Source organism: Candidatus Palauibacter sp. (assembly GCF_965208055.1).
Taxonomy (GTDB): domain Bacteria; phylum Gemmatimonadota; class Gemmatimonadetes; order Palauibacterales; family Palauibacteraceae; genus Palauibacter.
The window spans coordinates 933,743-953,378 of sequence record NZ_CBDBNY010000004.1 but is presented as its reverse complement, the minus strand read 5'-3'; the positions used below and the strand labels follow the sequence as shown (position 1 = coordinate 953,378).

Here is a 19,636-nt window from a genome sequence, read left to right as displayed (position 1 = left end):
CGGCTGCCCGGCGCGGGGGAGCGCGTGAGCCATCGTCACCGGAGCGAACGGCTGGGCGAGCTGTTCCGGCGCGAACTCACGCGCCTCCTTCTCGGATCGCTGAAGGACCCGCGTCTCGACGGCGTGACCGTGACCGACGTGCGGGCGACGAGGGACCTCTCCTTCGCCACCGTCTACATCCGTTCGGACGAGGACGTCTCGGAGGGAATCGAGGGTCTGGAGCACGCAGCGGGATTCATACGACGGGAACTCGGCCGGTCGCTCCGGCTGCGGAAGATCCCGGAATTCCGCTTCCTGGCCGACGAAACGCCCGAGCACGCGAGCCGGATCGAGGAACTGTTGCGCCGGACCCGCGAGGACGAGGGGCCACGTGACGACTGAGGCCGGTCTCCTCCTGGTCGACAAGCCGGCCGGAGCGACGTCGCACGACATCGTCCTTCGGATCCGCCGGAAGCTGGGCGTGCGCCGGATCGGCCACACCGGGACGCTCGACCCCTTCGCGACGGGGCTCCTGCTGTCGCTCGTCGGGTCGTTCACGCGGCTCTCCGACCTCTACCACGGACTGCCGAAATCCTACGATGCGACGATGGCGTTGGGACGGGAGACGGACACGGACGATCTCACGGGGAAGACCGTATCGGAAGACGCCGGGTGGCGGGAGCTGGACGCGGCGGCGATCCGGGCTTCCTTCGCGGCCCGGGAGGGCGTCGGACGACAGGTGCCTTCCGCCTACTCGGCGCGCCGTGCGAGCGGGGAGCGCGCCTACGCGCTGGCCCGTCGCGGGGAGCGTCCCGAACTCGAGGCGCGCGAGGTGACCATCCACGAGATCGCGGTCACGGACATCGATCTCCCGCGAGTCCGGTTCCGCGCGAGCGTCTCCACCGGCACGTACGTGCGGGCGCTGGCCCGCGATCTCGGGCGGGATCTCGGACCGGGGGCGCACCTCACCGCGCTGCGCCGCACGGCGATCGGCCCCTTCGGCGTGGGCGAGGCGATATCTCCCGGCGCGGCGGCGGAAGCCGTGGTCGCGGCGTCCCCCGCGTGGCGCCCCGGGGCCGCGGCGCTGCCGTGGGTGCGGCGGCGCGAACTGAATGACGGGGAACGGGACGAGATCCGGTACGGAAGGTCGATCGAACGCGGCGACGTGCTCCCGCCCACGGAGCGGGCGCGCGGTTCCGGGGGATCCCCGGGGGAACCGGTCGCCCTGTGCGCCCCCGACGGCCTCGTCGCCATTGCCGAGGAGCGTGACGGCCGTCTCCATCCGAAGAAGGTGTTCGTCGCGTGAGCGGCCTCCCCCCGCACGTTCGGGGCACCGTCGTCACCGTGGGGACCTTCGACGGCGTCCACCTCGGACACCGGGAGATTCTGCGCGCTGTTCGGCGGCGCGCGCGCGCGCGGAACGGCCATGCGGTGCTCCTCACCTTCGACCCGCATCCGCTGAGTGTCGTGCGTCCCGAAGTCGCCCCCCCGCTCCTCACGCTGCCGAACGAGAAGAAGGAGATCCTCGCCCAGGCAGGGCTGGACTACGTTGCGTTCGTCTCCTTCACGCTCGAATTCTCCCGTTACTCTCCCGAGAAGTTCGTGGAGGACATCATCGTCCCGCGCTTCCGCCCGGCGGAGATCGTGATCGGGTACGACCACGGGTTCGGGCGCGGACGTGCCGGAGACGTCTCCGTGCTCGAACGGCTGGGCGGAATCCACGGGTTCGAAGTCTCCGTCGTGGGAGGCGTCGAAGCGGACGGATCGCCCGTCTCATCCACCCGGGTTCGGCAGGCCGTGTCGGCGGGCGACATGGAAGGGGCGGCCGCGGGCCTCGGTCGCCCGTATTCATTCCGCGGGACCGTGATCCGAGGACTGGGCCGGGGAAGGACGCTCGGTTTTCCGACCGCCAACCTCACGCCTCCCCCTCCCGACAAGCTCCTTCCGGCGGAAGGCATCTACGTCGTGCGCGCCACGCTCGGTTCCGAACGAATCGATGGACTGCTGCACCTCGGCGCCCGGCCGACCTTCGCGGGCTCTCCGCCGGCCATCGAACTCTTCCTCATCGATTTCGAGCGCGACATCTACGGAGAGCGCGTGATTGTCGATGTCCTCCACCGGCTGCGCGAGGTGCGGGCGTTCGAGTCGGGAGATGATCTCGCCGCGCAGATGCGCCGGGACCTCGCGGACGGCCGCGCATACTTGAGGAAGATGGGCGGATGACCGGCAAGCTTCCGGTGCATGTGAAGCATCCGTGGCTCATCGCCGCGGTCGTGTGCGCGGCGGTCCCGCGACCGTCCTCCGCCCAGTCGCTCCTGCCGATCGCGGACGAAGCGGGGGAATGCGCGGTCCGACTCCGGGAAGTCGTTCGGCTCGGCGGCATCGGAGATTCCGGGACGATCGGAAGCCGACCGGAGATCACGCGAACCGCGGAGGGCCAATACATCGTGGCGAGCGTGGAGAACCGGGGGGAACTGCTGGTGTTCGACGCGGAGGGCGTGTTCCGGGACCGTTTCGGTCGGGGGGGCGATGGTCCGGGCGAGTTCCGCGTGCCCGGCCGGATCCGCGCGGGGCCGGACGGCAGTCTCCGGATCCTGGACCTCGGCAATCGCAGGATCACGCTCCTGTCCGCGGATCGCCGGCCGCTCGAAACCGTGAATGTCCGAAGCCTTCACGGGCTCGACTTCGCTGCCATCGCCCTCGGTGAACGGTATGCCGTGTCCGGTTTCGGTCAGGTCGACGACGTACTCAGCGCGACGACCGAGATCGTCGACGACGGCGGAGAACGGTCCGCCAGCCTCGGCGCCACCCCCGTGGAGTCCTGGATGGTGAATTTCTTCCGCGCGCCCGTCGCGGTGGACGAGCGGGGCAGGGTGTGGACGACCCGCGCCGGAGGCTACGGGTTCGACGCGTGGGATCCGGCAGACGGGAGCGAGCCGGTCACGCGCCTGGTCGGGGACCCGGAGTGGTTCGATCGCGGACCGCCGCTGCCCGGCGCGCCCGTCACGGCTCCGGTCCCGTCCGTCGTCATCGGTCTCCGCCTCGAGCGAGGCCTGTTGTGGACCGCCACCTGGATCGCCGACGAGAACTGGACGGCGAACACCGTCGCCGCGCCGTCGCCGCTCGACCTCGACCGGCTCCTCGACACCATCCTGGATGTGATCGATCCCGCCAGCGGGGCACTCATCGCGCGCACGCGGCGGGACGAGGCGCTGCGGGGGACCGGGGATGACGCCCTCCTGTTCGGCGTTCGGGAAGAAGGCGGGATCGCCCGCGCCGTGATCTTCGCGCCCGCGCTCACCGGTCCCGACTGCTCGCCGATGAACCCGTCCGGCAGGTGAGCGCGCGAGCGTCCCGGGCCCGGGTCGCGAGATGCACCTTTACAGCGGCCAGTGTCAATTCTATCTTTAGAGATTGTATGTGAAACGGCCCGGCGGATTCGTGCCGTTCTCCCCGCCGGATCCAGGGATACCAGAGAGACGTGGAAAAGACGACAAAGCAGGGAATCATAAAAAAGTTCTCGCGGCGCGAGAACGACCAGGGGTCGGCTCCGGTGCAGGTCGCACTGCTCACGGCTCGCATCGAAGAGTTGACCGGGCACTTCCGGGATCATCCGAAGGATCATCACAGCCGACGCGGACTGCTGAAGATGGTCGGCCGTCGCCGTCGACTGTTGAACTACCTTCGCCGGACGGATCTCGACCGCTACCGAACGGTCATTGAGGAGCTCGGGCTACGCCATTGAGGCGCCGCCCCGCTGCCCAGCCTCCGCTGGCCCGCATCGTCGGGCCTCCCGCTTTCCTTCCCTTGTACCGTCCCGGATCCCGCCAGCCGGGGCCCTGAATCGAAGAAGCCGATGCAAGACCGAGAAGGCACACCATGAGCGTCCGGCCTGGTGAAAGGCCGGCGCGGCGCGCGGAATCCCGCGGCGCCACACTCGAAAGAAGAAGAGAAAAAAAGAATGACACACCGAATCGAAACTGAATTCCACGGACGGCCCCTGATCCTGGAGACGGGCAGGATGGCCCGGCAGGCCGATGGCGCCGTCTATGTGCAGTACGGGGAGACCGCGGTGCTGGTCACCGCCACGGCGGACCGCAAGCCCACGCACCTCCCCTTCTTCCCTCTCACGGTCGAGTACCGGGAGAAGACCTACGCCGCCGGCAAGTTTCCCGGCGGGTTCATCAAGCGGGAAACCCGACCCGGCGATAAGGAGACGATCTCGGCACGGCAGATCGACCGGCCGCTGAGGCCGCTGTTCCCGGAGGACTACCGCAACGACACGCAGGTCGTCTGCTTCATCATCTCCGCGGACCAGGATAACGACGCGGACGTCATCGGCATGCTTGGCGCCTCGACCGCCCTCCTCCTGTCCCCGATCCCGTGGGGCGGGCCCATCGCCGGCGTCCGCGTCGCGCGCCGCGACGGCGACTGGCTCGTCAACCCGACCTTCGATGACCTCGAGATGTGCGACCTGGAGATCGTGGTCGCCGGATCCGAGGACTCGATCGTGATGGTCGAGGGCGCCTGCCTCGAAGCCACCGAGGACGAGTTCCTCGAGGCGATGCAGGTGGGACAGAAGGCGATCGTCGAGTTGATCGGGCTCCAGCGCGAGCTGGTCCGGATGGCCGGAAGCCCGGACACGTTCGAGTACGAGCCCGTCGGACCCGATCCGGAAGTCGTGAGCAAGGTCGCGGACCAGGCGGCCGGACAGGTCGGAGATGCGCTGAGGATCGCCGACAAGGAGGAGCGCGGGCGCGTCCTGTCGGCTCTGCGCAAAGCTCTTACGGAGCGGCTCGAGGCGGACCACCCGGACTGCTCCGGCGATGTCGGCGCAGCCCTGCGCAAACTGGAGAAGGGGATCATGCGCCGCCGCATTCTCGAAGACGGCGAGCGGATCGACGGCCGCGGCATGAACGACGTCCGCGACATCACCTGCGACGTCGGGCTCCTGCCGCGAACGCACGGTTCGGCGCTCTTCACGCGAGGCCAGACGCAGGCGCTCGCGGTGACGACGCTCGGAACGGTGCGGGACGAGCAGCGGATCGATTCCGTCGATGTACGCGAAGAAACCTCGAAGTCCTTCATGCTCCACTACAATTTCCCCGGCTTTGCCACGGGCGAAGTGCGGATGTTCCGGGGCACCAGCCGCCGTGAAACGGGCCACGGCATGCTCGCCGAGCGCGCGCTCCAGGCCCTGCTCCCGGCGTACGAGGATTTCCCGTACACGATCAGGGTCGTCTCCGATATCCTGGAGTCGAACGGGTCGAGTTCGATGGCTTCCGTCTGCGGCGGATCGCTCTCCCTCATGGATGCCGGCGTTCCGATGCGCGCTCCGTGCGCGGGGATCGCGATGGGGCTCGTCAAGGAGGGTGACAAGGTCGAGGTCCTGACCGACATCCTCGGCGTGGAGGACGCCCTCGGCGACATGGACTTCAAGATCGCCGGCACCGAGCGCGGGATCACGGCGGTCCAGATGGACATCAAGGCCGACGGGCTCTCCGTCGACACGCTGCGGGAGGCTCTGGCCCGGGCGCGCGATGCCCGGCTGCGGATCCTCGAAGCGATGAACGAGAAGCTCGAGACGGCCCGCGAGGAAATGTCGCCGCACGCGCCGCGGATCGTCACGCTGCAGATCAACCCCCAGAAGATCGGCGAGGTCATCGGGCCGAAGGGGAAGACGATCCGGATGATCCAGGAGGAGACGGGCACCGAGGTCAACATCGACGACTCGGGCACCGTTACCATCGCGGCGCCCTCGGGCGAAGGCGCGCAGCATGCGCGCGAGATGGTGGAAGGCATCGTCCAGGAGCCGGAGGTCGGGCGGATCTACCGCGGTGTCGTAAAGAACACGACGGACTTCGGCGCCTTCGTCGAGATCATCCCCGGGGTCGAGGGCCTGTGCCACATCTCGGAGCTCGAGGAAGGGCGCACCTCGAAGACGGAGGACGTGGTGAGCCCCGGCGACGAGGTGAAGGTGAAGCTCCTCGCCGTGGATGACCGCGGGCGTCTCAAGCTGTCGCGCCGCGCCGCCCTCACGCCCGTCGAGAACGCCTGATCACGTCGCATCCCGGCCCGCCTGCGCGCGGGCCGGCTCGGGACCTGCGGCCGCTTGCCGGAACGGGAGGCCGGCTCGACCGGGAGGTGTACCGGACCTGTCTCCCGGATGGCCCCACCGTGCTCAGCGAGCGCATGGATTCCGTGCGCTCCGTCGCCATCGGCCTCTGGGTGCGGCAGGGCCGTGTCCACGAGGATGCCGAACACGGCGGTGCGTCCCATCTGCTGGAGCACATGGTGTTCAAGGGGACGCGCCGGCGCTCCGCGCGCGATCTCGCCTGGGAGCTGGAACGGCTCGGTGGGGCGCTGGACGCGTATACGACCCACGAGTTCACCGCATTTCAGGCGCGCGTGCCGGCGGCGGCTCTCGGTATCGCGCTCGATGTGCTGTGCGACCTCGCCTTTTTTCCGCGGCTCTCCGGAGACGACCTGGACGTGGAACGCGAGGTCGTGCTGGAGGAGATCGCTTCCGCGGCGGAGGTGCCGGAGGACATCGTCTTCGAGGAGCATGCGCGCGCTCTCTACGGCGGACACCCGTATGGCGAACCGATCCTCGGCACCCGCGAGTCGGTGAGAGGGCTTTCCGTGTCCGCGCTGGCGGCACTGCACGAACGCGCGTACCGGCCGGGGAACGTCGTCGTGGCGGCGGCCGGAGCGGTGGAGCACGGGGACCTCGTGGACGGTCTGGCGCGCTGGCTCCCGGACCGGGCCCCCGCCCCCGCAGCTGCCGACCCTCCGCCGCCGGCCGGCGAATCGGGCTTCCGGCGCATGCGGCGCGAGGGCGGCCGGCAGACGCACATCGTGACGGGGGGGCTCTCCGTTCCGTATCGCGATCCCCTTCGCTACGCCGTCCATGTCACCGCGACCGCCCTCGGGGGCGGAATGAGTTCACGGCTCTTCCAGAGGATCCGCGAAACTCGGGGTCTCGCCTACGCCGTGTACAGCTTCCACGGGTTCTATGCGCAGGCCGGTCACGTCGGCGCTTACGTCGGAACCCGGCCCGAAACCGCGGCGGATGCGCGCGAGGCGCTGCAGGAGGAACTGGCCCTCCTGGCACGGGACGGATTGACGCGTCAGGAACTGGACGACACTCGCAGCCAGTTGAAGGGCCAGTTCCTGATCTCGCTCGAATCGCCCGCAAGCCGAATGAACCGACTTGCGGGCGTCGCCCTGTACGGCCACGAGTATCGCACCCTGGACGAGGTGGCGGGGAGAATCGACGCGGTCGACCGCGCACAATGTCTCGAGGCCGCCGCATACTTCTCACCCGAACGGCTCGCGACGCTCGAGTTGGCGCCCGGCCCCGCCCGGGGACGATCCGCAACAGACGCGACCTGAGCATCCCCTGGAAGGGAACGAAGATGATCGTTGGCGTACCGAAGGAGATAAAGCCCGACGAAAACCGCGTGGCCCTCGTGCCGGCCGGCGCGACCGCGCTCGTCGCGGCGGGACACGAGGTGTGCGTCGAACGCGACGCGGGGCTGCGCAGCGGCTTTCCGGACGAGATGTACGTGGCCGCGGGCGCGCAGGTGCTGGAGACGGCGGACGAGGTATGGGATCGGGCCGAACTCGTCGTGAAGGTCAAGGAACCCATCGAAGCCGAATATGATCGGATGCGGGTCGACCAGGTCGTCTTCACATACTTCCACTTCGCGGCCGACGAACGCCTGACGCGCCGCACGCTCGAAAGCGGCTGCGTCGCGATCGCCTATGAGACGGTCCAGCTTCCGACCGGCGAGCTCCCGCTCCTGACGCCGATGTCCGAAGTCGCGGGGCGGATGGCGATCCAGCAGGCAGCCAGGAACCTGGAGCGGATCACCGGCGGGTACGGGATCCTGCTCGGCGGCGTGCCCGGGGTTCTTCCAGCCGAAGTCGTCATCCTCGGGGGAGGGGTCGTGGGCGCGAACGCGGCGACGATCGCGGCGGGCTTCGGCGCCCACGTGACGGTCCTCGACGTCAATCTGCCGCGCCTTCGATACCTGGCGGAGGTCATGCCGGCCAACGTGGATACGCTCTACTCGAACCGCCACTCGATCCTGGAGCAGATCGCACGCGCGGACGTCGTGATCGGCGCTGTGCTCGTACCCGGCGGGAAGGCGCCGAAACTCGTGCGGCACGACGACCTGCGGCGGATGAAGGACGGTTCCGTGATCGTCGATGTGGCCGTGGATCAGGGCGGCTGCGTCGAGTCCGCGCGCCCGACCACGCACAACGACCCCACTTACACCGTCCACGGCGTGATCCATTACTGCGTGGCGAACATGCCGGGGGCCGTCCCGAGAACCTCCACCCTGGCCCTGACGAACGCGACGTTCCCCTACATCCTGAACCTGGCGAATCGAGGCTGGACCGTCGCGTGCGACGAGGATCCGGACCTCGCACGGGGCGTCAACATCGCGGGAGGGCGGGTCACGTACGAGGCCGTGGCGCAGGCGTTCGATCTCGAATACACGCCCCTGCAGGCGCTCTCCGCGTGAGTCCGGGAAACCGGGGGCGAGCGGAGTTGCGGGGCGACTTTCCCGCGTCCGAAAGTACGTTTACATTTCGGCGTCCTTCACCCGGACTGGCTGTCTCCGGTACGATTCGCCGCCTTGGAGGTGTCCCACCCGTGTCCTTCAGCCCACCGTTCTCGCGCCGGCCCGAAACGGCGGCCCGCTAGATGGGAAAGTGGTCGCTACGGAGTAACTTCCTGCCGATCAGCAAGATCGGAGTGGATCTGGGGACCGCGAACACCCTCGTACACGTTGAAGGCGAGGGCATCGTCCTCAACGAACCGTCGGTCGTCGCGGTGCGCAAGCAAACGGGACGCATCGAGGGGATCGGCCTCGCGGCCAAGCGTATGCTCGGCCGTACGCCGAGCGGAATCGAAGCGGTTCGCCCGCTGAAGGATGGGGTCATCGCCGACGTGGACATCACGGAGATGATGATCCGCTACTTCCTCAAGGAAGTGATGACCACGCGGTTCTTCAAGATCCGGCCGCTCGTCGTGGTCGGCGTGCCGTCCGGAATCACGGAACTCGAACGCCGGGCGGTCCGGTCCAGCGCGCATGCCGCCGGCGCCAAGGAAGTCTACATGGTGGCGGAACCGATGGCGGCGGCTGTCGGCGTCGGACTGCCGGTGGAGACGCCGACCGGCAACATGATCATCGACGTCGGGGGCGGAACGAGCGAGATCGCCGTCATCGCGCTTTCGGGATCGGTCGCGGATACGTCGATCCGGGTCGGCGGCGACGAACTCGACTCGACGATCGTCTCCTTCCTCCGCAAGAACTACAACCTTCTCATCGGCGAGCCGACGGCGGAAGCCGTCAAGATCCAGATCGGATCGGCCTATCCGACGGATGACGACAAGGAGATGCTGGTCAAGGGGCGGGATCTCGTCTCCGGCATTCCGAAGACCGTGCGGGTGCATTCGGCCGAGGTCCGCGAGTGTCTCCAGGAGCCGATCCAGCAGATCGTGGCCGCGGTACGGCGGGCGCTCGAGATCACGCCGCCGGAACTTGCCTCCGATATCGTGGATCGGGGTGTCGTCATGACGGGGGGCGGCGCCCTCGTGCGGGGGCTGGATACGCTGCTGGGCGAGGAGACGGGGCTCCCGATCCACGTCGACGCGGAGCCGCTTACCTGCGTCGTGCGGGGGTGCGGGAAGATCCTCGATGAATTCGGGCGGTATCGTGGAGTTCTCACGAGTTGACGCCGAGCCCCTTCTGAATCGCCGCCGGTGAGTTATCAGGGCGTCCGGCCGCAGGGTCGCAGGCTTCTCGATGTCGTCTTCTTCTCCCTCGCCATCATCTTCAGCGGTATCGCCGCGGGTCTGTCCAGCGCACATCAGAGCCAGGTGGAGTCCGCGGTCCGCGCCACCGCGCTCTATCCGTTCCTGCTGCTCCATCGCCTCGCCGCCGAGCGGGGACAGATCGAGCGTCGCGTCGCAGGCCTGCTGACGGAGCGGGACTCGCTCACGGAACTCCTGCTGCGCTACCGGGACCGCACGGCGCCGATCCGGGACGAGTCTTCGACACAGTCTCTCTCGGCGCTCCCCGCGGGCTCCGTCGCGCCGGCGGCCCTCTACCCGGGACGCCCCCATGTCGGCAACCCGGACCTCTTCGTGTTGTCGGGACCGGATTTTCGCGGCCGTGAGTTCCCCGTGGGCGTCTTCACCGGCATCGGGCTCGTCGGTGTCGTCAGAGCCCCTCACGGACGAGGGGGGCGGGGCGAATTCTGGAGTCATCCCGACTTCCGGGTCAGCGTGCGGGCGGATGAGGGGGGCGTATCGGGGCTCGTGCGGCCGTGGCGCGCGGAAGGAGGGCAACCGGTGCTCCTCCTCGAGGGCGCGCCCTTCCAGGCGGACATCCCCGCGGGGACGCTGCTGGTCACGACGGGGATTGCCGGCGTCTATCCGCCGGGCGTTCCGGTGGGGCACATCCGCGAAGCCGGCGAGCCGGAGGCGGGCTGGATGAAACGTTATATCGTCGAGCCCTCCGTGCGTCCCGAAGAGGTCAGGGACGTGTTCGTGTGGCATCGGTCGGCGTTGCCGGCGGACATCGAGACGGATATCGAGACGGACACGGCGTCTGCGCCGACGGAACCCGAGCCTGCGCCGACCGACACGGCGTCGGCCCGTCGATGAGTCCGGCCGGGAAGTGGTTTGTCGCCGCCCTACTGCTGGTCCTGCACTTCGCCCTGCACCCCCTCTGGAGCCGATGGCCGGTTGCGCCCGACCTCCTCGCCGGCGGATTGATTCTGGCTTCGTTGCAACTCCGATGGGGACGGGCCGCGGGCTTCGGGTGCGTGCTCGGCCTCATGGAGGCGTCGATTGCGCTGGGACCGATGGGCTTCACGATGTTACTCTTCTCGCTGACGGGGGCGCTCGTCGGCTGGGTGCGGCGGTTGATCTATTCGGATTCGGACACGGTCACACCGGCTTTCGTCTTTTTCGGGACGGCGTTTCTGCGGTCTGCGCTTGCGATCTTCGTCGGCGCAGATGCGTCGGCGGGCGCCCTGCTCGCCTACGGGGTCGGATCGGCCGCGCTCACGACCGCGCTGTGCTGGGTCGCGACACGGCTGGTTTCGGCGGTCACCAGGTGAGGGGGAGGATGTGAAGGGCGACAACGGACACCGCTCGATCCGGAGGCAGCGAGGCCGCTGGGCGGCGGGCGCGATCTTCTTCTGCCTGTCGGTCGTCGCCGCCGGGTTCGTCAGTCTCCAGATCTTCAGCGCCGAGTTGTACACGCTCCGTTCGAGCGAGAACCGGCTGCGCACCATCACGGTTCCGGCGCCGCGCGGGACCATCTACGACCGCTATGGGCGGGCCATCGCGGACAACGTGCCCGGGTACGACGTGTCGATGCTGCCGGGTCCCCGCGACTCCATCTCGGCCGGACTCGATCGTCTCGCGGAGCGGCTGGAACTTTCGCCCGAGCGGCGCGCCGCGTTGTTGTCGCGCAATCGAGCGCGTCCCGGCGAGGCTCTGGTCGTGCGCGAGAACGCGAATTTCGAGCAGGTCGCGTTCATCGAGGAACGCCGACCCCGGTTTCGGCGCATCGTCGTGGATCAGAGGCCGCACCGGCGCTATCCGGCGGGGCCGGCGGTCGCGCACATGATCGGATACGTGGGGGAGATAAGCCAGGAGGAACTGACGCGACCCGAGTATGCCGGCTACGAGTCCGGCCAGTCGGTCGGGAAGCGGGCGCTGGAGCAGCAGTACGAGCACAGGCTGGCCGGGCGCCACGGGATCCGTTACGTGGAAGTGAACGCTCTGGGTACGATCGTGCGGGATCTGGGGGTCGCGCAGGCGCAGCCTCCGGTGCCCGGAGATGATCTGCATCTCGGCATCGATCTCGACCTGCAGGTGTACGCGGATTCGGTGTTTCCCGAAGGAATGCGGGGCGGCGTCGTGGCGCTGGACCCTGCCACCGGAGAAGTGCTCCTGCTCTACAGCCACCCGACCTTCGACCCCAACGCATTCATCGGCGGCATCCCCCTCGACCTGTGGAACTCGCTTCGCGAACACCCGGACAACCCTCTGCTGAACCGGGTCTCCATGGCTTCCTATCCGCCGGGATCCACCTGGAAGCTCATCATGTCCGCCATCGGGATGAAGACGGGCGACCTCACGATCGACACGTACCACACGGATGCATGCCGGGGCGGGCTCCGGTACCACACCCGCTTCTTCCGCTGTTGGCTGTCGGGCGGGCACGGGCGCCTGAATCTCTCCGAAGCGATCAAGCATTCGTGCAATGTCTGGTTCTATCAGGCGGGGCAGCGCATCGGGCTCGACCCGCTCCTCGGGGGAGTCGGGGAGTTCGGCTTCGGGCGCAGGACGGGGATCGACCTCCCGTCCGAGAGGCCGGGGGACTTTCCCGACTCCAGACAGTGGTACGACACCCGACTGGGGCCCGGGGGGTGGACCGAAGCCGTCGTGTGGAACCTCTCGATCGGACAGGGCGAAAACGCGCAGTCGCCACTGGCGATGGCTCAGTTCTACGCGGCGCTGGCGACGGGGCGGACCCCCGTCAAACCCCACCTCGTGCGGGATGAGATGCTCGCGCAGCAGCGCGCGGACTGGACGCTCGATCTTCCCGAGGTCCAGCGGGGCCAACTCGTCGACGCCATGGCGCGCGTCGTGAATGAGCCCGGCGGCACCGCGTACGGCAGCCGCCTGGCCCGCTGGACTCTGGCCGGGAAAACCGGAACGGCCCAGAACCCGCACGGCCCGCCCCATTCCTGGTTCGTGGGGTTCGCGCCCGCCTACGATCCGCGCATCGTGATCGCGGCGATTGTGGAGCACGGGCACCCGGACGGGGCCCCGTCGCTGGCCGTGCCTCTCGCCGCCGGGATCGTGGACCGTCACCTCGAGACGCTCGGCCTGCCGCCCGAGGAAACGCCCGGCGTCCGTCCGACGGAAGCGCCTCCGGCGCAGGCGGGCGGATGATTGCCCGGCTGCGAATCCCGGGCGTGGGAGATCCGACGCTTCTCGCGCTGATCCTGTTCATGACCGGGCTCGGGATCGCGATGATTTATTCGGCCGGGCAGGTCGACGTGCCGTCGCTGGCCACGGGAATCTGGGTTCGGCAGCTCTACTGGTTCGCCGTGGCGATCGTCGCGTTGGCCGTGACCTCCCGCTTCTCCTTGCGCTTCCTCGAATGGCTTGCGCCTTGGGCCTACGGGATCTCCGTGCTCCTCCTCGTGCTCGTGTTCGTCGTCGGCACGGGTCCGAACGGGAGCTGGCTCGAACTCGGCCCCGGACGGCTGCAGCCGGCGGAAGTCGCGAAGCTGGGGACGATCCTGATGCTGGCGCGCGTCATGGGAGGCATGCCGGGACCGTACGAGCGGCTGTTGGAGCTCTGGAAGCCCGCCGTCATCACGCTCGTCCCGTTCGCGCTCGTGCTGCTGCAGCCGGACCTCGGGAGCGCCATGATCTTCGGAGCGCTCCTGCTCGCCACGCTGTTCTGGAGCGGCGTCCCGCTGTTCAAGATCTTCCTGCTCGCGTCCCCCGGACTGAGTCTCCTGCTCGGCTTCGACTGGATCGCCTGGGGCCTCGGGTTCCTCGCCGTCGCCGCCGCGCTGTATGTGCACCGCCTCTTCATCCTGGAGTCGGTGGTCGTGCTCCTCGCGAACGTCTTCACGGGCGCGCTCACGCTCCGCATATGGGATTCGCTCGCCGATTATCAGCGGAACCGGCTTCTCGTCTTCCTGGATCCGGAGATCGATCCGCTCGGCGCCGGCTGGCATCTCATCCAGTCGAAGGTCGCCATCGGCTCCGGCGGACTCATCGGCGCCGGCTTCGCCAACGGCCCGCAGAAGCGGCTGGCCTTCCTCCCGGAGCAGCATACGGACTTCATCTTCTCCGTCGTGGGGGAGGAGTTCGGATTCATAGGCGTGATGCTGTTCCTGGTGCTCTTCGCCTTCCTCCTCTGGCGCGTGCTCCGGGTGGCAGCCTCGATGGATGACCCGTTCGGAAGCCTGATCGCCTTCTGCCTTTTCGCGGTGCTCCTGACGCACATCGTGGTGAACCTGGGGATGACGGTCGGCATGATGCCCGTGACCGGACTGCCCTTGCCGCTCCTCAGCTACGGGGGGAGCTTCCTGCTCGTGCTCTACGCGGGCTTCGGAATCGTACAGCGCGTGGCCTGGGAGGCCTGAGTGTCCTGGTTCAGCAAACCAAAGCGCAAGCTGGTCTCGCAGAAGCGTGAGCTCCCGGGCGACGTGTGGGATCGGTGCGCCGGGTGCGGCGAGATCCTCTACAGCGGACGGCTGGAGGAGAATCTCCACGTCTGTCCCAACTGCGGCCATCATTTTCGCATCACCGCGGAGTCCTACGAGGCCATGCTGCTCGACGGCGGCGGCCTCGCCGAACTCCACGATGGGCACCTGCGCTCCACCGACCCGCTCGGGTTCGTCGATTCGCGGAGTTATGCCGAACGCATCGATCAGGCGGAGCAGCGCGGCGGCGATCAGGATGCCATCCGGACCGGGCGTGGCGAGATCGGAGGCAGGGAAGTTCACCTCGGGACCATGGATTTCCGCTTCATCGGCGGGTCCATGGGTTCGGTGGTGGGCGAGAAGATCCGCCGTCTCGCCGACCGCTCGCTGGAGCGCCGAGTGCCGCTCATCATCATCTCCGCGTCCGGCGGGGCGCGGATGCAGGAAGGGATCCTCTCCCTCATGCAGATGGGAAAGACGGCAGCCGCGCTCGAGCAACTCGCGAGTGCGGGCATCCCCTACGTGAGCGTCCTCACGAACCCGACCACGGGCGGCGTGACGGCATCCTACGCGATGCTGGGGGATGTGATTCTCGCGGAACCCGGCGCCTTGATCGGCTTCGCGGGCCCGCGCGTGATCAAGGAAACCATCCGGCAGGACCTTCCAGAGGGATTCCAGACCGCGGAGTTTCTCGAGGAGCACGGAATGATCGACCGCATCGTCCCGCGTCCGGAGATGCGCGGCGCCCTCGCGAGCCTCCTGGATCACATGTGCTGAACGGGGATGGGGACGCCGTCGCGGCCCTGTTCGACTCCCGTCCCGTCACCGCGATCCGCTGGGGTCTCGACAGAATCGAAGCGCTCCTGGCGGAGTTGGGCCGGCCGGAACGACGCTTCGACGCCCTCCACATCGCGGGCACGAACGGCAAGGGGTCGACCGCGTGCTTCGCGGCGTCGATGCTCGAGGATGGCGGGACGCGCACGGGCCTCTACACCTCGCCGCACCTCGAGGACGTTCGGGAACGGTTTCTGATCGACGGAACCCGGGTGGAGGAGTCCGCGCTTCAAGTCGCGGCTGCCCGCGTCATCGGCTGCGAAGCGGCGGAAGCCTGCACGTACTTCGAGGCGGCCACGGCCCTCGCCTTCACCTGCTTCGCGGAGTGCGGCGTGGAAGTGGCCGTCGTCGAAACCGGTCTCGGCGGCCGCCTCGACGCGACGAACGTCCTTCGGCCCGCCGCCACGGCGATCACTCCGATCAGCCTCGACCACACGGAATGGCTCGGCGAGTCCACCGAAGCGATCGCGAGGGAAAAGGGGGGGATCTTCAAGCCGGGAGCGCCGGCCTGCCTCGGCCGCATCGACCCGCTTCCGCTCGCGGCACTCGAGCGCGTCGCGCGCGGCGTCGAGGCGCCGGTTGCGCGCCTCGGAAGGGAAGCGGAAGTGTCGGACGTGGAGGTGCGAACCGGGGAGACGTGCTTCCGGTACGTGTCGGCGTCGCGTCCCGACGGTCTGCGGCTCGCGACCGGCCTCCCGGGCCGGCACCAGGCGGACAACGCGGCGCTTGCCCTCCTGCTGCTGGACCGTTCCGGCTATCCGCCGGACGAAGGCTCCGCACGCCGCGGGATCGCGCGGGCACGGGTGGCCGGCCGTTTCGAGGTCCGGCCTCCGGGGGGCGGGCGCCCGGGATGCGTGTTCGATATCGCGCACAATCCGGCAGCCATGGCAGCGCTGTGCGAGACCCTGACGGAGCTGGCGCTGGCGCGCCCGCTCATCGCCGTCGTCGGCATGCTGGCCGACAAGGACTGGAAGGGAACGCTGGCCCGGCTCGCGCTTGACAGCGACACTATGATTCTGACTCGACCCGCCGCCCCCGCGGAGAGGCGGTGGGACCCGTCCCGGGCGCAGGAGTGGCTGTCGCGTGAACGGGGCTCGGAATCGATCGTGTGCCGGGACGTGGCCGAGGCGGTCTCGCGAGGCCTGACGCTCGCGGGCGCGGGCACGCTGTTGGTCACTGGATCCGCATATACCGTGGGCGAGGCCCGGGCGTTGCCCGAACTCGCCGGCGTACGGACAGGAGACTAGAGATGCTGTACGATCCCAGACTGGTACAACCGATGAGGGACGAACTCACCCGCCTCGGCGTGCGCGAGCTTCGGACCTCGGATGAAGTGGACGAAGCCCTCGGGGCCGACGGGGAGACGCTCGTCGTCGTGAACTCCGTCTGCGGCTGCGCGGCGCGCAACGCGCGACCCGCCGTCGCGATGGCGATGGGCCACGGAAAGCAGCCCGATCGCGTCGTCACGGTCTTCGCGGGGCAGGATGCGGAAGCGACGGCGCGCGCGCGGCAGTATTTCGCAGGCGTCCGACCCTCTTCGCCTTCTCTCGCGTTGCTCTCGGACGGGGAACTGCAGTTCATGCTCGAGCGACACCAGATTGAGGGCCGCGAGGCCCGCGATATCGCCGCCGATCTCACAAAGGCGTACGACCAATACTGCGCGACAAGCCAATAAAGCGGAGTTCGTGCCGCGGGCTGCCGGCGCTCATCGGACCGTGAGTTCCGCGAAGATCCGCGGGCTGCCCGGCTTCCGAGACTTCTACCCCGAGACACTGGCCCTTCGTCGGCACATCTTCTCGGCCTGGCGGAGGGTCGGCGCCCGCTACGGATTCACGGAGTACGACGGACCTCCCCTCGAGGCGCTCGAACTCTACACGCGGAAGTCCGGCGACGAGATCGTGGGCCAACTGTACGAGTTCGAGGACAAGGGGGGCCGCGCCGTGGCGCTGCGGCCCGAGATGACGCCGACCTTCGCCCGCATGATCGCCACCCGCGCCGGGGGACTCGCCAAGCCGGTACGCTGGTTCTCGATCCCGCAGCTCTTCCGCTACGAACGGCCTCAGCGCGGCCGGCTCCGCGAGCACTTCCAGCTCAACATGGACATCGTCGGCGAGACGAACCCGCTCTCCGACTCCGAGATCATCAGCGCGGGCATCGACGCGCTGCGGGAACTCGGCTTGGGGGCCGCAGACATCGTGGTCCGCATCTCGGACCGGCGTCTCATCGGCGCGCTCCTCGACGCGCACGGCATCGCCGCCGAAGACCATGTCCCGGTGTTCGGCGCCCTGGACCGGCTCGAGAAGGAAGGGGAGGACGGGGTCCGACGGCGGCTCGCGGCACAGGGCGTGGAGCGCGAGGCGGCGACGCGCCTGCTGGCGGCCATCCGGCTCCCGCTGGAGGAATTGGCGGCGGCGCACCGGGGAGACGAAGCGATCGCGGAGGCGGCCGGCCGGCTGTCCACCGTGTTCGCGCATCTCGGCGCGACGGGCTTCGCCGACTTCGTCAGGTTCGACGCGGGTCTCGTCCGTGGACTTGCCTACTACACGGGGACCGTGTTCGAGATATGGGATCGCCGGGACGAACTGCGCGCGATCTGCGGGGGCGGACGCTATGATGACCTCCTGAAGGCGCTGGGAGGCGTGGATCTTCCGGCGCTCGGCTTCGGCATGGGGGATGTGGTCCTGGCGGAATTACTCAAGGACCGTGGCCTCGTGCCCGGCACGCCGCCCCGGGTGGACGATTACATCGTCTGTGTCTCGGATGGGGAGCGACCTCTGGCGCTCGGCCTGGCCCGCTCCCTGCGCGACCGGGGACGGCGGGTGCTCTACGACCTTCGGCCGCGCGGCGTCGGACGCCAGTTCAAGGCCGCCCACCAGGCGGGCGCCGGCCGCACCATCGTACTCGGGCCGCAGGAAGTGGAGCGGGGCGTCGCGGTCCTCCGCGACATGGCCTCCGGCGAGGAACGGGAGGTCGCGATCGAGACGCTGACCAGGCCACCCGGCGAAGCGAGAGGAGAGGAAGTACGGTGAGTCGCGTTCTCATCTTCGATTTCGGGTCCCAGTTCACGCAGCTCATCGCGCGCCGCATTCGCGAGGAGGGCGTGTACTGCGAGGTGCATCCGCCGACGCGGAGCCCGGCGTGGGTCCGCCGCTACGACCCGGCGGCCATCGTCCTCTCCGGAGGGCCGGCGAGCGTATACGACGAAGGCGTCCCCACGGCCCAGCCCGAGACCCTCGACATGGGTGTCCCGATTCTCGGGATCTGCTACGGAATGCAGCTCGTCGCGGATCTTGTCGGGGGCGAGGTGCAGCAGGCCGAGCGCCGGGAGTACGGGAGAGCCGAACTCAGGGTGCGGTCGACGGACCCTCTCTTCCACGGGTTCGCCGATGACGAGCCTACCCAGGTCTGGATGAGCCACGGCGACTCGCTCCACGCGCTGCCTCCGGGCTTCGAGGTCTCGGCGACGACCGAGAACTCCATCGCCGCGATCCGGTCCGAGGAGCGGCGGATCTGGGGCGTGCAGTTCCACCCGGAGGTTGCCCATACGACGCGCGGCGGGGAGATGCTGCGGAACTTCCTGTTCGAGATCGCCGGCTGCGAGATGAGCTGGAACGCCGCGAACATCATCGATCACCAGCTCGCCGCGGTTCGCGAGACGGTGGAGGACGGGCACGTCATCTGCGGCCTCTCCGGCGGCGTGGACAGCTCCGTGGCCGCCGCGCTCGTGCAGCGGGCCGTGGGAGACCGGCTCACCTGCATCTTCGTCGACACGGGTCTGCTGCGGAAGGGTGAACGAGACGCCGTGGAGGCGGTGTTCGGCGAACACATGGGGATGCGGCTCGAGGTCGTCGACGCGGCCGACCTCTTCCTCGACCGCCTCGCCGGCGTCGAGGAACCCGAAGAGAAGCGGGTCATCATCGGCCACACCTTCATCGACGTGTTCGAGGAGGCGGCGGGCCGGCACGGCGACGCGCGTTTCCTCGTGCAGGGAACGCTCTACCCCGACGTGATCGAGTCCGTCTCGGTGTGGGGACCGTCGGTGATGATCAAGTCCCACCACAACGTCGGCGGACTCCGTCCGGATCACCCGTTCGAACTCGTCGAGCCCCTGCGCGAGCTTTTCAAGGACGAGGTGCGCGCCGTCGGCCGCGAGCTGGGCCTTTCGGAGGAGATCGTGGGGCGTCATCCCTTCCCCGGTCCCGGCCTCGCCATCCGCATTCTCGGCGACGTGACGCGAGAGAAACTGGCTGCGCTGCGCGACGTGGACGCGATCTATCTCGATGAGATTCGCGCGGCGGGCCTCTACGATGAGATCTGGCAGGCGTTCGCCGTCCTGCTGCCCGTTCAGTCGGTCGGCGTCATGGGGGATGCGCGCACGTACGAGAACGTCGTCGCGCTGCGCGCGGTGACCTCGCTGGACGGAATGACGGCCGACTGGTTCCAGTTCCCCCACGACGTGCTGGGCCGGATCTCCAACCGCATCATCAACGAGGTGAAGGGGGTGAACCGGGTGACCTACGATGTGTCCTCGAAGCCCCCCGCGACGATCGAGTGGGAGTAG

18 protein-coding genes are annotated in these 19,636 nt (G+C 68.5%); all 18 read left to right on the top strand.

What is annotated here, in order from left to right; genetic code table 11:
• The first annotated feature begins 24 nt into the window (after nucleotides 1-24).
• The 18 genes from rbfA to guaA all read left to right on the top strand — a co-directional run bounded on the left by rbfA (nucleotide 25) and on the right by guaA (nucleotide 19,636).
• A complete protein-coding gene (rbfA, locus tag ACOGXI_RS04490) occupies nucleotides 25-381 on the top strand; it encodes a 30S ribosome-binding factor RbfA (RefSeq protein ID WP_419937685.1) in 357 nt (118 codons plus the stop codon).
• Complete coding sequence (truB, locus tag ACOGXI_RS04485) at nucleotides 371-1,285, top strand: tRNA pseudouridine(55) synthase TruB (RefSeq protein ID WP_419937684.1); 915 nt, start codon at nucleotides 371-373, stop codon at nucleotides 1,283-1,285. The genes rbfA and truB overlap by 11 nt, the downstream gene beginning before the upstream one ends.
• Entirely contained in the window at nucleotides 1,282-2,202 is a 921-nt protein-coding gene (locus ACOGXI_RS04480) for a bifunctional riboflavin kinase/FAD synthetase (RefSeq protein WP_419937683.1), read from the top strand. The genes truB and ACOGXI_RS04480 overlap by 4 nt, the downstream gene beginning before the upstream one ends.
• Nucleotides 2,199-3,320: a hypothetical protein gene (locus ACOGXI_RS04475; RefSeq protein ID WP_419937682.1), complete on the top strand. Its 1,122-nt coding sequence runs from the start codon at nucleotides 2,199-2,201 to the stop codon at nucleotides 3,318-3,320. Before ACOGXI_RS04480 ends, ACOGXI_RS04475 begins: the two co-directional genes overlap by 4 nt.
• 140 nt (nucleotides 3,321-3,460) lie before the next feature.
• Nucleotides 3,461-3,724 (top strand): 30S ribosomal protein S15, encoded by a 264-nt coding sequence (rpsO, locus tag ACOGXI_RS04470; protein ID WP_419937681.1) that lies wholly within the window; start codon nucleotides 3,461-3,463, stop codon nucleotides 3,722-3,724.
• Nucleotides 3,725-3,940: 216 nt separating this feature from the next.
• Nucleotides 3,941-6,037 (top strand): polyribonucleotide nucleotidyltransferase, encoded by a 2,097-nt coding sequence (locus tag ACOGXI_RS04465; protein ID WP_419937680.1) that lies wholly within the window; start codon nucleotides 3,941-3,943, stop codon nucleotides 6,035-6,037.
• Nucleotides 6,038-6,156: 119 nt separating this feature from the next.
• Nucleotides 6,157-7,374 carry a M16 family metallopeptidase gene (locus ACOGXI_RS04460; protein ID WP_419937679.1) on the top strand — a complete coding sequence of 406 codons (1,218 nt, stop codon included), beginning with the start codon at nucleotides 6,157-6,159 and terminating at the stop codon, nucleotides 7,372-7,374.
• Nucleotides 7,375-7,397: 23 nt separating this feature from the next.
• Nucleotides 7,398-8,513, top strand: a complete 1,116-nt coding sequence (gene ald, locus ACOGXI_RS04455) for an alanine dehydrogenase (RefSeq protein WP_419937678.1) — start codon at nucleotides 7,398-7,400, stop codon at nucleotides 8,511-8,513.
• 182 nt (nucleotides 8,514-8,695) lie between these two features.
• The gene (locus tag ACOGXI_RS04450; RefSeq protein ID WP_419937677.1) at nucleotides 8,696-9,730 is read left to right on the top strand and encodes a rod shape-determining protein; all 1,035 of its coding nucleotides are present in this window, start codon (nucleotides 8,696-8,698) and stop codon (nucleotides 9,728-9,730) included.
• Between the two features lie 27 nt (nucleotides 9,731-9,757).
• Complete coding sequence (locus ACOGXI_RS04445) at nucleotides 9,758-10,663, top strand: rod shape-determining protein MreC (protein ID WP_419937676.1); 906 nt, start codon at nucleotides 9,758-9,760, stop codon at nucleotides 10,661-10,663.
• Nucleotides 10,660-11,121 carry a rod shape-determining protein MreD gene (mreD, locus tag ACOGXI_RS04440; RefSeq protein WP_419937675.1) on the top strand — a complete coding sequence of 154 codons (462 nt, stop codon included), beginning with the start codon at nucleotides 10,660-10,662 and terminating at the stop codon, nucleotides 11,119-11,121. Before ACOGXI_RS04445 ends, mreD begins: the two co-directional genes overlap by 4 nt.
• A gap of 10 nt (nucleotides 11,122-11,131) precedes the next feature.
• Nucleotides 11,132-12,970, top strand: coding sequence for a penicillin-binding protein 2 (gene mrdA / locus ACOGXI_RS04435; protein WP_419937674.1), 1,839 nt, complete (start codon nucleotides 11,132-11,134; stop codon nucleotides 12,968-12,970).
• Entirely contained in the window at nucleotides 12,967-14,181 is a 1,215-nt protein-coding gene (gene rodA, locus ACOGXI_RS04430) for a rod shape-determining protein RodA (RefSeq protein ID WP_419937673.1), read from the top strand. The genes mrdA and rodA overlap by 4 nt, the downstream gene beginning before the upstream one ends.
• Complete coding sequence (gene accD, locus ACOGXI_RS04425) at nucleotides 14,182-15,018, top strand: acetyl-CoA carboxylase, carboxyltransferase subunit beta (protein ID WP_419937672.1); 837 nt, start codon at nucleotides 14,182-14,184, stop codon at nucleotides 15,016-15,018. It abuts the gene before it with no gap.
• Complete coding sequence (locus tag ACOGXI_RS04420; protein ID WP_419937671.1) at nucleotides 15,012-16,322, top strand: bifunctional folylpolyglutamate synthase/dihydrofolate synthase; 1,311 nt, start codon at nucleotides 15,012-15,014, stop codon at nucleotides 16,320-16,322. Before accD ends, ACOGXI_RS04420 begins: the two co-directional genes overlap by 7 nt.
• A 2-nt stretch (nucleotides 16,323-16,324) precedes the next feature.
• The gene (locus ACOGXI_RS04415; protein WP_419937670.1) at nucleotides 16,325-16,750 is read left to right on the top strand and encodes a BrxA/BrxB family bacilliredoxin; all 426 of its coding nucleotides are present in this window, start codon (nucleotides 16,325-16,327) and stop codon (nucleotides 16,748-16,750) included.
• A 40-nt stretch (nucleotides 16,751-16,790) separates the two neighbouring features.
• Nucleotides 16,791-18,104 (top strand): histidine--tRNA ligase, encoded by a 1,314-nt coding sequence (gene hisS / locus ACOGXI_RS04410; RefSeq protein ID WP_419937669.1) that lies wholly within the window; start codon nucleotides 16,791-16,793, stop codon nucleotides 18,102-18,104.
• Nucleotides 18,101-19,636 (top strand): glutamine-hydrolyzing GMP synthase, encoded by a 1,536-nt coding sequence (guaA, locus tag ACOGXI_RS04405; protein ID WP_419937668.1) that lies wholly within the window; start codon nucleotides 18,101-18,103, stop codon nucleotides 19,634-19,636. The genes hisS and guaA overlap by 4 nt, the downstream gene beginning before the upstream one ends.

Bases quoted from the DNA above. Each gene is read 5' to 3' on its own strand.
- ACOGXI_RS04475 (WP_419937682.1), top strand. From the start codon at position 2,199: ATGACCGGCAAGCTTCCGGTGCATGTGAAGCATCCGTGGCTCATCGCC.
- ACOGXI_RS04465 (WP_419937680.1), top strand. From the start codon at position 3,941: ATGACACACCGAATCGAAACTGAATTCCACGGACGGCCCCTGATCCTG.
- ald (WP_419937678.1), top strand. From the start codon at position 7,398: ATGATCGTTGGCGTACCGAAGGAGATAAAGCCCGACGAAAACCGCGTG.
- ACOGXI_RS04450 (WP_419937677.1), top strand. From the start codon at position 8,696: ATGGGAAAGTGGTCGCTACGGAGTAACTTCCTGCCGATCAGCAAGATC.
- mreD (WP_419937675.1), top strand. From the start codon at position 10,660: ATGAGTCCGGCCGGGAAGTGGTTTGTCGCCGCCCTACTGCTGGTCCTG.
- rodA (WP_419937673.1), top strand. From the start codon at position 12,967: ATGATTGCCCGGCTGCGAATCCCGGGCGTGGGAGATCCGACGCTTCTC.
- ACOGXI_RS04415 (WP_419937670.1), top strand. From the start codon at position 16,325: ATGCTGTACGATCCCAGACTGGTACAACCGATGAGGGACGAACTCACC.